The 13,235-nt window shown below is 61.9% G+C and carries 15 protein-coding genes; 12 read left to right on the top strand and 3 right to left on the bottom strand.

Going from position 1 to position 13,235, the window contains the following annotated elements:
* Nucleotides 1-4 precede the first annotated feature (4 nt).
* Together A5788_RS19120 and A5788_RS19115 are read right to left on the bottom strand one after the other, a co-directional pair.
* On the bottom strand, nucleotides 5-754 hold the full coding sequence (locus A5788_RS19120) for an SDR family NAD(P)-dependent oxidoreductase (RefSeq protein ID WP_064870632.1): 750 nt from the start codon (nucleotides 752-754) through the stop codon (nucleotides 5-7).
* A 33-nt stretch (nucleotides 755-787) separates the two neighbouring features.
* Entirely contained in the window at nucleotides 788-1,594 is an 807-nt protein-coding gene (locus A5788_RS19115) for an enoyl-CoA hydratase-related protein (protein ID WP_064861400.1), read from the bottom strand.
* Between the two features lie 528 nt (nucleotides 1,595-2,122).
* Between A5788_RS19115 and A5788_RS19110 the strand changes: the two genes are divergently transcribed.
* Genes A5788_RS19110 through A5788_RS19100 form a run of 3 tightly spaced genes read left to right on the top strand, consistent with a single transcriptional unit; the run spans nucleotide 2,123 to nucleotide 5,338 of the window.
* Nucleotides 2,123-2,524: an SCP2 sterol-binding domain-containing protein gene (locus A5788_RS19110; RefSeq protein WP_064870631.1), complete on the top strand. Its 402-nt coding sequence runs from the start codon at nucleotides 2,123-2,125 to the stop codon at nucleotides 2,522-2,524.
* 19 nt (nucleotides 2,525-2,543) lie between these two features.
* Nucleotides 2,544-4,088, top strand: a complete 1,545-nt coding sequence (locus tag A5788_RS19105) for an acyl-CoA synthetase (protein ID WP_064870643.1) — start codon at nucleotides 2,544-2,546, stop codon at nucleotides 4,086-4,088.
* The gene (locus A5788_RS19100) at nucleotides 4,085-5,338 is read left to right on the top strand and encodes a cytochrome P450 (protein ID WP_064870630.1); all 1,254 of its coding nucleotides are present in this window, start codon (nucleotides 4,085-4,087) and stop codon (nucleotides 5,336-5,338) included. The genes A5788_RS19105 and A5788_RS19100 overlap by 4 nt, the downstream gene beginning before the upstream one ends.
* 2 nt (nucleotides 5,339-5,340) lie before the next feature.
* On the opposite strand, the gene A5788_RS19095 is transcribed toward A5788_RS19100, so the two are convergent.
* Nucleotides 5,341-5,886 carry a TetR/AcrR family transcriptional regulator gene (locus A5788_RS19095; RefSeq protein ID WP_064870629.1) on the bottom strand — a complete coding sequence of 182 codons (546 nt, stop codon included), beginning with the start codon at nucleotides 5,884-5,886 and terminating at the stop codon, nucleotides 5,341-5,343.
* A gap of 100 nt (nucleotides 5,887-5,986) precedes the next feature.
* Here A5788_RS19095 and A5788_RS19090 point away from each other — a divergent pair, with 100 nt between their 5' ends.
* The 9 genes from A5788_RS19090 to A5788_RS19050 all read left to right on the top strand — a co-directional run bounded on the left by A5788_RS19090 (nucleotide 5,987) and on the right by A5788_RS19050 (nucleotide 13,232).
* Complete coding sequence (locus A5788_RS19090; protein ID WP_064870628.1) at nucleotides 5,987-6,205, top strand: hypothetical protein; 219 nt, start codon at nucleotides 5,987-5,989, stop codon at nucleotides 6,203-6,205.
* A 225-nt stretch (nucleotides 6,206-6,430) separates the two neighbouring features.
* Nucleotides 6,431-7,192, top strand: a complete 762-nt coding sequence (locus A5788_RS19085) for an MlaE family ABC transporter permease (protein WP_231894328.1) — start codon at nucleotides 6,431-6,433, stop codon at nucleotides 7,190-7,192.
* Nucleotides 7,193-7,195: 3 nt separating this feature from the next.
* Entirely contained in the window at nucleotides 7,196-8,056 is an 861-nt protein-coding gene (locus A5788_RS19080; protein WP_064870626.1) for an ABC transporter permease, read from the top strand.
* Nucleotides 8,056-8,751 carry an MlaD family protein gene (locus A5788_RS19075; protein WP_064870625.1) on the top strand — a complete coding sequence of 232 codons (696 nt, stop codon included), beginning with the start codon at nucleotides 8,056-8,058 and terminating at the stop codon, nucleotides 8,749-8,751. Before A5788_RS19080 ends, A5788_RS19075 begins: the two co-directional genes overlap by 1 nt.
* A 21-nt stretch (nucleotides 8,752-8,772) precedes the next feature.
* Nucleotides 8,773-9,114 carry a hypothetical protein gene (locus tag A5788_RS19070; RefSeq protein ID WP_064870624.1) on the top strand — a complete coding sequence of 114 codons (342 nt, stop codon included), beginning with the start codon at nucleotides 8,773-8,775 and terminating at the stop codon, nucleotides 9,112-9,114.
* Nucleotides 9,114-10,139 (top strand): MlaD family protein, encoded by a 1,026-nt coding sequence (locus A5788_RS19065; RefSeq protein ID WP_082938118.1) that lies wholly within the window; start codon nucleotides 9,114-9,116, stop codon nucleotides 10,137-10,139. The genes A5788_RS19070 and A5788_RS19065 overlap by 1 nt, the downstream gene beginning before the upstream one ends.
* 11 nt (nucleotides 10,140-10,150) lie before the next feature.
* Nucleotides 10,151-11,113, top strand: coding sequence for an MlaD family protein (locus tag A5788_RS19060; protein WP_197494617.1), 963 nt, complete (start codon nucleotides 10,151-10,153; stop codon nucleotides 11,111-11,113).
* Nucleotides 11,113-12,207 carry an MlaD family protein gene (locus A5788_RS19055; protein ID WP_156525560.1) on the top strand — a complete coding sequence of 365 codons (1,095 nt, stop codon included), beginning with the start codon at nucleotides 11,113-11,115 and terminating at the stop codon, nucleotides 12,205-12,207. Before A5788_RS19060 ends, A5788_RS19055 begins: the two co-directional genes overlap by 1 nt.
* Nucleotides 12,204-13,232 carry an MlaD family protein gene (locus A5788_RS19050; protein ID WP_064870621.1) on the top strand — a complete coding sequence of 343 codons (1,029 nt, stop codon included), beginning with the start codon at nucleotides 12,204-12,206 and terminating at the stop codon, nucleotides 13,230-13,232. Before A5788_RS19055 ends, A5788_RS19050 begins: the two co-directional genes overlap by 4 nt.
* Nucleotides 13,233-13,235 lie beyond the last annotated feature (3 nt).

Raw genomic sequence — 13,235 nt, 5'->3', positions numbered from 1 at the left:
GGCCCTAGCCGGCCATAGTGAGTCCGCCGCTGACGCTGATCACCTGGCCGGTGATGAACGACGCCGCGGGGGAGGCGAAGAACAGAACGGGCGCTGCGACCTCGTCGGGACGGGCCAGTCGTCGGAACGGAATCGCTTTGACGAGGGCCTCTTTGAGCTTGTCGGGCTGAGCCTGGAAAAGTGGGGTGTCGGTGGGGCCGGGGCACACGGCGTTCACGGTGATCTGGTGACGAGCCATTTCGCGTGCGAGCGACTTGCTCAAGGCGATCACGCCGCCCTTGGCGCCCGCGTAGATGGATTCGCCTGCGCTGCCGACTCGTCCGGCATCGGAGGCAAGGTTGATCACCCGGCCGCCCTGCCAGCCTTCGGTTTTCGACGCCTCGACCATTCCCGGCAGGAAGGCGCTCGCCATGTGGACCGGTCCGAGGTAGTTGATAGCGACGACCTTCTCCGCGAATTCGGTGCTCGCATTGAGGAATTGGTCGGTGCGGTCCCATCCTGCTGCGTTGACGAGGATGTCGGCGATACCGACTTCGGCGTTGACGGCGTCGCGCAGCGCGTCGACAGTGGTGCGATCGGCGACGTCGACGGACATCGGCACGATGGCGGCGTTCTGCTCAGCGGTGCGCTTGGCGGCGTCGAGGTCGAGATCGGCCGCGACGACCGTGGTGCCCTGCTCGGCGAATGCGAGCGCGATGGCCTTACCGATACCTGATCCTGCGCCGGTGACGACGGCGATGCTGTTGGTGCTCATGGGTTTTGCTCCTGTGGTCTGTGGTTGCTGCGGTCAGGCGCCGACGTACTTGTTGAAGTCGGGTGCGCGCTTCTCGGCGAAAGCCGTTGCGCCCTCGAGTCCCTCGGGGGAATGGGTGAACAGGTCGAGCGCACTCATCGCGAGATTGGACAATCCGGCTTGATGGTCGGAGTCGGCGTTGAAGCTCTGCTTGAGGAAGCGCAGCGTCGTCGGCGACTTCTCGGCGATCTCGGCAGCGATCTTCTTGGCCTCGTCGAGCAGATCTGCCGCCGGGACAACCCAGTTCACCAGGCCCCATCGCTCAGCGGTGGCGGCGTCGTATTGGCGGCACAGGTACCAGATCTCGCGCGCCCGCTTCTCGCCGACGACCCGTGCCAGGTAGGCCGAGCCGAATCCGGCGTCGAATGAGCCGACCTTGGGGCCCGACTGGCCGAAGCGTGCGGTGTCTGCGGCGATGGTCAGGTCGCACAGCACATGCAGCACGTGTCCGCCGCCGATCGCGAGTCCGTTGACCGCCGCGATGACGGGCTTGGGGATGTCGCGGATCACCTTGTGCAGGTTCCCGATCTCGAACATGCCCGACTCCGACGGCCCGTAGTCGCCGGTCTCGGCGCGCTGCTTGACATCGCCACCGGTGCAGAAGGCCTTCTCTCCGGCGCCGGTCAGGATCACGGCCTGCACGTTGCGGTCGGCCCAGGCGCGTCGGAAGGCGTTGATCATCTCCTCGACGGTCTTGGCGCGAAATGCGTTGTAGCGCTGCGGGCGGTTCATCGTGATGACCGCCGTCGGGCCCTCCACGACGTACTCGATGTCTTCGTAGTCGGTGGTGCCGTAGCTCATGTCGCTGCTCCTTCGCGAAGGTGGTCGCCGAGACGGAGTGACTCGGACTTCATAGTGAATGAACGTACATTCACTCGACCCGACGTGTCAAGGGTCACAATCGACTCGCGGGCCGCCTCTTCGACGAAGAGCGGCAGGATTTGCCGCCGGAATCATCCGACCTACGCGCCAGGGCGCGGAAAAGATGACGAGCGTTACTGACAACAGTGATCCGTGCCAGCGCGACGTGGGCGCACCGGGCTCTCTCTTCGCGTTCCGCTGAAGCTGTTTCGACTGGTTGGCTGCGACCCGATCGGGCAGCCGCACATGGCTGTTGACCTGGCGATTTCGAAGAGCGAGGACATCCAGGCGAGTTCCTGCAAATCCTCCCGACGGCGTGCCAGTTTTGAAGTTTGAGTCAAAAATCTCGCCAAAAGTAGTGACAGGACTACGTAACGCTAGTTATGTTTGAGACGCGGATCACGCTGAACATCGGCGTTGGCCCAGATCACCCATACAGGCGACAGCCCATCAGGCAAGGAGAGCATCGTGGCATTCGCGAACGCGGACGAAGTCGAAAAGTACCTCGGAGGAATCTTCCAGGATGCGTTCGCGGATCCGGAACTGGGACCGAAACTCCGAGCAACGGGCGCGAAGCTGCAGACGACCTACTCCGACCCGGAGGTCAGCTTGATCGTCGACCTGGGCAATGCGACGGTCTCGCGGGCCGACGGTGCATCGGTGGATGCCGCCGAGATGAAGATGTCTGCCGACACGGGGAACGCGTACTGGCAGGGCAAGGTGAACCTTCCGCTGGCGATGGCCAAGGGCAAGGTAAAGGTGAGCGGAGACATCACTTCACTGCTGAAGCTCGCGCCCCTCACCAAGCGCCTCATTCCGGCCTACGTCGACAGGTTGAAGGCGGATGGCCGCGAGGATCTGCTGGTCTAGCGTCGAGGAGTCGAAGTCAATGTTTCCAGGAACAGTCGCACAGGCAACGCCGGACAAGCCGGCAGTCATTACCTACGAGACGGGCGAGGTGCTGACGTATCGGCAACTCGACGAGCGGTCGGCAGCGATTGCTGCAGAGCTATTCGCCCTCGGTCTTCGGAAGGGTGACGTCATCGCGTTGCTCTCCGAGAACACCAACGAGTGCTACGAAATCTACTGGGCTGCAATTCGTTCCGGCCTGTACATCACACCGATCAACAGGCATCTCACCTCGGACGAGGTCGCGTTCATCGTCAACGACTCCGACGCCAAGGTGCTGTTCGCGTCTGCGGGTCTGTCGGATATCGCCGGTGCCGTCGTAGAACTCACACCCGCGGTCGAGCACCGCTTTGCCGTCGGCGGTGACATCGAGGGGTACCGCCCATACCGAGATGTGGTGGAGAGCAGTGCGACTCGGTTGACGGATCAGCCGCGAGGTTCGGACATGCTGTATTCGTCCGGCACCACCGGGCAGCCGAAGGGGATACGCCCTGCGCTGCTGGATATCCAGGTCGATGAGCCGGGTGAGCCGATCACTGCGATGATGGCCGCCATGTTCGGGGTCGGGCCCGAGGATGTTTATCTTCAGCCGGCGCCGGTTTATCACGCGGCGCCCCTGAAATGGGCGGGTTCGGTCCAGGCTTTGGGCGGCACGGTGATTCAGATGGCGAAGTTCTCGCCCGAGAGCGCGCTGGACGCGATAGCGCGCTATCGCGTGACCATCGCGCAGTTCGTACCGACGATGTTCGTGCGCATGCTTCAGCTCGACGACTCCGTTCGCGGCGGGTACGACACGTCTTCGGTCCGTATGGCCGTTCATGCGGCTGCGCCGTGTCCGCCTGAGGTCAAGCAGGCGATGATCGACTGGTGGGGGCCTGTGTTGTTCGAGTACTACGGTGCGAGCGAACAACATGGCATGTACTTCATCTCCACCCCTGAGTGGATTGCCAAGCCGGGTTCGGTGGGCAAGAAGGGGCTCGGCGTCGTCCACATCTGTGATGAGGAAGGTACTGAACTGCCTGCCGGTGAGGTGGGGACGATCTACTTCGAACGTGACGTGCGTCCGTTCTCGTACCACAAGGATCCGGAAAAGACGGACAAGGCAACACATCCCACACACGCGACGTGGACGACGGTCGGGGACCTTGGTCATCTCGACGACGACGGCTATCTGTTCATCGCCGACCGCCAAGTGTTCGTGATCATCTCCGGCGGTGTGAACATCTACCCGCAAGAAGTCGAAAACGCTCTCACCATGCATCCCAAGATTTTCGACGTCGCGGTGATCGGGGTTCCCGACACGGAGATGGGTCAACAGGTGAAAGCCGTCGTGCAGCTCAAACCCGGGATCGAACCGGGAGCCGATGTCGAAGCGGAACTCATCGACTACGTCGGCTCGCGGGTGGCCAAGTTCAAGGTGCCGCGCACCGTCGACTTCGTCGACGAAATCCCGCGCACACCAACGGGAAAACTGCTCAAGCGCAAACTCGTCGAGAGCTACGCGAATCAGGAGGTCACAGCATGACCAGCACGCTCATCGGTCGACAATACGATCCCCTCGACATTTCGGAGCTCGAATTCTGGTCACGAACGGCCGAGGAGCGCGACAAGGTTTTCGAAGTGCTCAGACAGGAGCGCCCGCTGTCGTGGCATCGACCGATGAAGGGCGGCTTGCTCACCCCGGACATCGATGGGATCTGGGTGGCGACGTCGCACGAGTTGATCACTCACATAAGCAGGAAGCCGGAGATCTTCAGCTCGGCGCGTGGTGTGACGATGGAGGATCTGCCGGAAGACGTACTGGAGGCTGCCTCGTCGTTCCTGGGGATGGACGACCCGAAGCACAATCGGCTGCGGAAAGTGATCAGTTCGGCGTTCACTCCCAAGCGCGTCGCTCTCATCAGAGACCAGATCCACTCGCAGGCAACGACTATCGTTGACGACCTGATTGCAGCGGGGGAGGGCGACTTCGTCACCCTCGTGTCGAAGCGGCTGCCGATGTGGACGATCTACGAGATGCTCGGCCTCGAAGAAGAACTTCGGGAGCGGGCCGCGTTCTACGCCGAGGAGATGGTGGCATGGAACGACGAAGACGTCGCGGCGGGACGGCAGCCGATGGAGTTGCTCAACGACGCGCTCGTCCAGTTGCTGATCATCGGGATTGAATTCGCGGCCCGCAGACGCGCTGATCCCTGCGGAGACCTCATGTCGGCACTGGTCGAGGCGGAGGTCGACGGCGAACGCCTGACCGACGACGAGATCGGGGCGTTCTTTGTGCTCTTGTCGGTCGCGGGCAACGACACCACGCGTAACACGACGACCCTGATAACCAAGGCATTTCAGGACTTCCCTGACCAACGAGAGCTCCTGATGTCGGACTTCGATGGTCAGATAGCGACGGCTGTCGAGGAGTTTGTGCGTTTCGCTTCTCCCGTGGTGACGTTTCGCCGCACGGTAACCGAAGACGTGGAACTCGCGGGACAGCAACTGCACGAGGGTGATTGGGTGGTTCTGGTCTATCCGTCTGGAAATCGGGACGACGCGGTGTTCGACCGCCCCCACGAATTCGACATCACCCGCAACCCCAATCCGCATGTCGGGTTCGGCGGCAGAGGCCCGCACTTCTGTATGGGCAACTTCGTAGCGAAGATCCAGCTCACCGAAATCTTCGGTCAGCTACTTCATCGAGTCCCCGATTTACGCGTCGGCGAACCCGAATATCTGACAGGCTGCCTGATCCGATCGGTGAAATCGATGCCGTGTACGGTCAATTGACTTCACTGGTCGCGGCTGGCGGCGGCGAGAACGTACACGAGCGCATTGAACTGCTCGAGAGACCACCGCATCTGTGCTGTGTCGAGATGCTGATGTCCGATGACGATGCTCAGACCGAGTGCTGCGCATCGGTGGGCGAGCGGTTGGGCGAGACCAAGGTCGCGCAGGGTTCGTTCGATCAGGGAGAGCCTCAGGTCGTCTACGGTCGATTGGACCGTGGCGACACGAGGGTCGGTCGACGACCAGGCGCGGACAGCCACTTCGGCGTCGTGCGGGATCTCTTGCGACAGTTCGACCATCGCGTCGAGCCGTTCGTGAGGATCGGGGATCTTGTCGGCCTGCGCGGTCACGCTGAGGGTCTGTTCAGACTGCCAGTACTCGAGGAACTGCTCCACGAAGTCGTTCCAGTCCTTGAACCAGTTGTAGAAAGAACCGGTCGTCACGCCAAGGGACCGGCACAGTGAGGTCAGACGGAGGCTCGCATGTCCCGATTTCGCAAGATGTTCGAGCGCGGCATCAAAGTAGTCCTGCCGGTTGACAATCGCCACGCATACTCCTTGATCGAAAAGGCGCTACGTCTTGATTCTAGCCCTCCACCATCGAATTGATGCGCAGCGCCGACGGCGCCCCACGCCGAGAGGAACGACAATGGCTTACCAATTGAACTGTCCCTGCGGCGAAATGATTGCCGCGGTCGATGAGGATTTCATCGGTGCAGTCGGGTCTCACCTGGCCTCGGCTCACCCGGGTCGCTCGTACACCGAGAACGAGATCATGATGCTGGCCATGCCCATTCCGGATCGCGTCGTCCACACGCGCGGTGAGGCAGGCGCACAATCGGCCCGGGGTGGTGTGCGTCACACGTAATCTGTTAACTTCGGTTAAAAAGTGCGTTCGCCGAGAGGTGCGGCGATCGGTCACTGATCACCTATTCTGCTGCCCGACTGTGTAATTCGTCTGAAGGTGCCACCCCTAATGTCGATAGTCCAGTACGAAGTCGCTGACACGAGCGCGCCACCGGTGCCGCCGGCCAGGTTAAAGCTGCTCGGCGACAGAATCATTCGCTACGTGACAACCGTTCCGCGCCAGTCCATGGCAACCATGGGTCGCGCGGTGCGGTTGGGAGCGAGCGTCATCCGCTACGGGGTGTCTGCCACTCTGCAACTCCGATTGCCCATGTTGGAAGCGTTGCAGCAAGCGTGGTTCTTGCTCAGTGTCACCGCCTTTCCCGCAGTGCTGATCGCCTTGCCGTTCGGTACCGAGATCTCGGTGCAGGTCGGCGCGATTGTCAATCAGGTTGGCGCGAAGTCGCTGGCCGGCGCGGCGAGTGGCATCGCGGTCATCCAGCAGGGTGCCCCGATGGCTGCTGGTCTTCTGATGGGAGGTGCGGCCGCGTCCGCGATCGCGGCCGATCTCGGAGCCCGGTCGATTCGAGAGGAAATCGACGCGATGCGGGTCATGGGCGTCGATCCGGTACAGCGCCTGGTGCTCCCCCGGTTCATTGCGATTCTGCTGATCTCGCCGATCTTGTGCGTCGTGATCGTTGCATCAGCGGTGCTTGCAGGATATTCGCTCGCCGTGACCGTCAATGGTGTTGTCCCGGGTAGCTTCTGGCAGTCCTTTGGTGCATTCGCCTCGAGCACCGACCTCTACTTCGCCATCGGCAAGACTGTCATCTTCGGCATGTTGATCGTGATCATCTCGAGTTTGCGTGGACTCGAGGCCAAGGGCGGTCCGCGCGGTGTCGCCGACGCCGTCAATGCGTCGGTCGTGCTCGGCTTCGTGGCCATCTTCATCACCAACCTTGTTGCAACTCAAGTGCAGTCGATGTTCTTTCCGAGTCAGGTGGGGTAGTCCATGGTCTCGCAAGCGTCATACGCCAACCGCCCACTGCGTGTGCTCGGCTCGATGAAGAAGCGTCTGTACTCGGCCAACGAAGGAATCGGGCGATGGCTCATCTTCACGGCTCAGACGATCATGTATTTGCCGATCACCGTCAAGCACTACCGCAAACAGACAATGCGGACGATGAACACGATGGCCTGGGGGCGAGGCTCGATCATCGTCGACGGCGGCGTGATCTCGCTCCTCGTGGTCCTCGGCGTCGCGATCGGCATCTCGGTGGCCATCGAGGCCTACAACAGCTTGAACCTCATCGGCTTCGGACCACTCACAGGAGTTGTCGGGGCGTTCTTCAACATTCGCGAGATCGGTCCGATCATGACCGGTATCGGCTTTGCGGCGCAGATCGGTTGTCGCATGACGGCCGAGATCGGGTCCATGCGGATTTCGGAGGAGATCGACGCCACCGAGACGTTGGGCATCCGGTCCATTCCGTTCGTGGTGGGAACGCGACTCATTGCGGGCATGCTGTGCGTGATTCCCGGATACCTCCTCTCGCTGGCGATCGGGTTCTTGACGTGCAGTCTGTTCGTTCGGCTCTTTCGGGGTGCGCCGACAGGCACGTACAACCACTACTTCAGCCAGTTCCTCGACCCGGTCGAGGTGACCTACTCGTTGATCAAGGCGGTGGTGTTCTGTGCCGTGATCACCGTGATCCATTGCTACTACGGATTTTTCGCCAACGGTGGGCCTGAGGGCGTCGGCCGAGCGTCCGGCCGGGCCATCCGGGCAAGCCTCGTGATGACGATTGTCCTGAATCTCGTGATGACGCTGGTCCTCTGGGGCCTGCATCCCGACCTGATCTTCAAGGGGTGATGATGTATTCGGGCTTCCTCATCGGCACCGGTGAGTCGCAGGCGCGCTTGATGCGTCGTGTGGGCTGCGCGTTCGTCATCGCGCTCGTCGTGGTAATCCTCGGCGTTGTGTTCTTGCGGCCGATACTCACGCGCGATGATCCGAATCGTCTCGTCTTCTCCGTACAAACTCCTCGCCTGGGTATCGGTGTGACAACCGGAACACCCGTGATACTCAACGGAGTTCGCGTCGGTGAGGTGAGTTCCATCGGTGCAGCACCATCCGGTGAGGCACAGATGACGTTGAACGTCGATCGGCACAGTGTGGCCGGGATGCGCAAGGATTTCACCTTCGACTTTCGTCCGCAGAACTACTTCGGGGTCAGTGCGGTGAACATCTCCGGACCGGGCACGGGCGGGCCGTTGCTGACCGGACACGACGTCGTGGTCGCCGGCGCCGCAGCGGATTACACGATGGGGATGATGATCGAGAACGGTTCGGAGTTCGTGAGTGGCTCACTCCAAGCGCCGCTGGTCGACTCGATCAAGCGAACTCTGGCGTATTCCGCTGCGCTGCAACCCCTCATCCATACCGGAGTCGTTGTCGCCGACTCCGTTCAACGCACGCAGCGCGCATTGCCGACCCCGCTGGTCGAGAAGTACAACACGATCGCCACAGCTTTGCTGCCGTTCGCCGACGGGGTCGTCGACTCCTGACAGAGTCTGTACGCGAGTCAGATGCGGCCCGCGGGGCGCGACGTTCGTCTGCGGTACGCGGCGGCGCTCAAAGCCATTGCCGATCAGTTCTTCACGCTCGTCGGAGGGTTGTTGAAGTCGAATGAGGGCAACCTGTCGTCGACGGTGCAGATCGTGCAGGACGTCGCGTCGGTCCTGCCCGCGATCGGACAGAACGCCCTGACGCCGATGACATTACGGACGCTCGTGGGACGACTCGACGGGGCGTTCGCGCAGTCACCTGGTGGTGGACGCACGCTTCGCGTGCGAGTCGAGCTCGACTCCCTTCCCGTGCTGCAGACCCCCATCACCTCGTTCGGTGCCCGGCAAGGGGGTTCGCACTGATGCAGCGTCTGACTCGACTTGTTCCGCGCCGTATGGTTGCACCCCTGCTTCGGTTCATTGCCGCCGCCGTGGTGGCCGCACTGCTGTTCGTCCTCATCCAAAACGCGATCAAGAATCCGACGGAGTCACCGACCAACGGCGTCTCGGCCGACTTCACCGACGTCTCGGGACTACGGCCAAACGCCGACGTACGTGTCCGTGGCGTCCGCGTGGGCAAGGTGACCGACGTGCAGCTCTCGCAATCGGGTACCCGCAGCTCGGCGACAGTCGACTTCACCATCGACAGTTCTCATCACCTCACCGACCGCTCGAGGGTCGCGGTCAAGTATGCGAATCTCTCGGGCGTGCGCTACCTCGACGTGATCGATGGCGAGGGGTCCGGGCGGCGCGTCGACCACGTGCCCGCGGATCGCACGGTGCCCTCGTTCGACATCACGACGCTGTTCAACGGGCTTCAACCCGCTTTGCGCACACTGAGTCCCGCCGATATCAACACGTTCACGTCGAACGCGCTCACCTTGCTGCAGGGCGACGGCTCCGGCCTCAAACCGCTACTGGCGAGTGTCGACAAGCTGAGCCGATATGCGACCGATCGCCAACAGGTTGTCTCGACGCTCGTGGCGAATCTATCGCGGATCAGTGACACGCTCGGTGGCAAGTCTCCGCAGATCATCGAGTTCCTGCGCGACGTCGAGCGGCCTATCGACTCTGCGATGTCGGTGCTCGACGAGTTCGAGAAGGCCGACCGCTACGGTCCGAAGTTGATGGGGAACATCAACCAGATACTCGCGGGCCTGGGAATCGAGCCAACGACCGATATCGATGCACTGCTCAGCGAAGCGTTCCCCTCCATCGACAATCTCCAGAAGTCCATGGGGCTGTTGCCAACAGTTGCCGCCGCGATGCAGTCCGCGAGTGCCGCACCCGCCGCCGATCGACAGTGCAGCCGCGGACAAGCCGAGCTCCCTGGGATTGTTCGTGTGCTGATGAACGGAAGTGGGGTCGTCGTATGCAACGCAGGCTGAAACGCTTCGAAATGAGCGATGCCGCAGTAGGACTCGTGGCGATTGGCGTCGTGGCCGTGCTTGCAGCAGTGGCCGCCTACTTCTACCTTTCGCCTCCCAACGAGCGAACCGTCACGTTCACGACGCGCGACGCGGTATCGCTCCGCGGCGGCGAGGACGTGCGGGTTGCCGGTATTTCCGTGGGAAAGGTGAAAGACGTTGTGCTGGCGTCCGATGACAACAACGTCACGGTCTCGATGTCGGTGAAGTCCGATGTGCATCTCGGCGACGACGCGCGGGTCCAGGTGCGTCTGCTCACCGCGGTGGGAGGATTCTTCGTCGCGCTGGAGCCCGGTGGCGCAGATGTCGTGCGCAATGCCGTCACGATCCCGATCGAGCGGGTCTCCGTGCCCTACACGATCGCCGACACGCTGCAGGATTTGCCACGCGTCACCGACAACGTCGCGGGGGCGCCGATCGACGACATCCTCAAGGAGATCGACAAGGGAGTTGGCGACAACCCCGGCGCGCTGCGGAACGTTGTCGACGGAATGCAATCGCTCGCAACAATTCTTGATCGTCAGCGCGCGCAGATAACCACCACATTGGATTTGACGAACGAGTATCTGAGCACCTTCAACCAGAGCAAGGAGTTCGTCTTCGGGTTGCTGCGCAAGGTCAACATCGTCCTGTCGACGTACTACACATACCGCGCCGGGTTCTCCAAGGCCTTCGAACAGTTGGGTGGCGTGTTGTTGCGGTTGGGTGCGCTTGCGAAGTTCTACGTGAATCACAAGGAACAGATCGGCACGATCGTCGGCCGTGTACGTGATGGCGCCGGAAAGCTCCGCGACGGGATGGACGGGCTCATCGACAATCTGGCTCCGCTGCAGTCGACGTTGTCGGCATTCGCCACGTCGGCGGGACAACAGAAGGACCCCAACGAGATCGACGGTGCTGCGATCTGCCTTCCGGTTGCGGGAAAGGCGTGCTGATGAGGGGAAAGAAGGCGCTGCTGACCGTAGTGACACTCGCGGCCGTGGCAGCCGTCGTCGCGGGATCGGTTGTCTGGGTGGATAAGAGTCGCGCCGATGCCGCGACATCCGGGTTCTGTGCAATGTTCACCGATTCGATCGGCCTCTACACCGGAAACGAAATCACGCACATGGGTGTACCCATCGGGAAGATCACGACGATCACTCCGCTCGACACGGCTGTGCGCGTCGACTTCACCCTTGACCGGGGCGTGGCAATCTCGGCAGGTACCAAGGCAGTCACCCGTTCGAAATCCGTACTCGCCGACAGGTCGGTCGAGCTGGTGTCGGCGGCGGATTCGGGTGCGCAGCTGCGGCCGGGCAAGTGCATCCCGATTGGGAACACGATGACACCGAAGAGTATCTCCGAGGTGACGGGATCGGCTGCGGATCTGCTCGACCAGCTCGCACCCATGCAGAGTTCGCGCAACATCGAGGGTGCGATCGATGCGATGTCGAAGGAGATGGCCGGAGTCGGTCCGTCGGTGGGACGTGTTCTGCGCACGGCCGCATCAGCAGCTCAGGCGCCCGAGCAGAGTATCGGGGACCTTCGTTCGATCATCGTGAACATGGCACCGCTCACGTCGACCGCGCTGCAACAGTGGGGTGACATCGACTCGATCGTGACCAAACTGCCCGATTCTGCGACACTGGCAGCCCAAATGCTGTGGCCCGGCGCGACAGACATGGTGGCGGGACTCATCCCGCTGATCGACGCGGTGAGCGACGTGCAACTCAACTACGGGCAATACCTTTGGCCCGCATCAGATCTCGTCGCCGAGGGACTCCACATCGCTGTGAGCAGAGTCGGCGTGATCACCAAGTCCCTCAACTCGCTGCCCGCTCTCGCCTCGTCGGCTCAGATGGTCAGCCAACGAGGCCGGGGCGCTGCCCTACGGGTGCAGGCACCGCGGGTGCGAGTTCCCGTCGCCACGCCGTCCGAGGTGTGCGGACAGGTCAACAGGACCGCCCCGCGTTCATGTCAGGTTGCAGCCGACAATGCGGCGGTCATCGTCAAGATGGAGAGCCTGCTTGCATTGGGAGGTCGACAATGACTCGGCGAGAATGGATTCCGGGACGCCTACGACGTACCAGTGGGATCACCGTCAGGACCGTCGTCCCAGCACTCTTCGTGGCGATGGTGGCAGGTTGTTCACTGAACCCGGGAACTCTTGCGACAAAGGTACAGTCGGCAGGCGGCGGGCGATCACTCTCGATTCACTTCGCGTCCGTCCTCAACCTCACCGACGGCGCTGACGTCAATCTCAACGGAGTGCGCGTCGGACACGTACGGACGGTGACGCTCGGTCCCGAGTATGCGAACGTCGACGTGGTCCTGGACGGGGATCAGCGTGTACCCGCGACCGCGCGTGCAGCCATACGTCAAAGTACTGTCCTCGGCGATTCGTTCGTGTCACTCGACGCCGAGCCCGCAGATATCGAACGCGCTGCCGCAGAGAATGTTCGACAGATTCCGCTCCAGCAGACGACGGCGCCCCCACCGCTCGAGAACACGCTTGCTGTTCTGGCGAACTTCGTCAACGACGGCAGTGTCCACGACGCCCAGCAGGTTGTCGACATGATCAACAGGAGCTTTCCCTCTGCGCAGCAGACAGCGAGGGTGGCCGACATCGCCGCCATCGACATGCGAAGTCTCGCAGGCGGAACCACAAGTCTCGACACGATGTTGACCGCGATCGACAATCTCACCGGCGTGGTGAACAACCGGTCAACCGCGCTCCGCGAGATGCTCTCGCCCGGCGCGATGCAGTACTGGAATGAACTGTCACTCGGACTCCAGCAGGTGGGAATCGTGTTGCCGAGCGTCGGCAGCGTGTTCCAGGGAGGGTTCTGGCTGAACCCGATGTTGACCGAGGTCAACGGTTCGATCGGCATCGTCCGCGGCGGGATCGACGCGGTCGGCCAGAATGAGGATCTGATCCGCCGATTCCTCACCGAAAATCTATTCCCGTTCCTCAAACGGCCGGACATGACGATCGTGGCTGCCGATTCACCGCAGGGTGCAAACGTGCTCGACGGGGCCGATCGCATCCTCCGAATGTTGGGAGCAATCAAGTGAATA

Origin of the sequence: Gordonia sp. 852002-50816_SCH5313054-c (assembly GCF_001665925.1) — a bacterium.
Classification (GTDB): Bacteria; Actinomycetota; Actinomycetes; order Mycobacteriales; family Mycobacteriaceae; genus Gordonia; species Gordonia jacobaea.
Note: the sequence above shows the minus strand (reverse complement) of the source record. Positions and strands in the feature narration are given on the sequence as shown.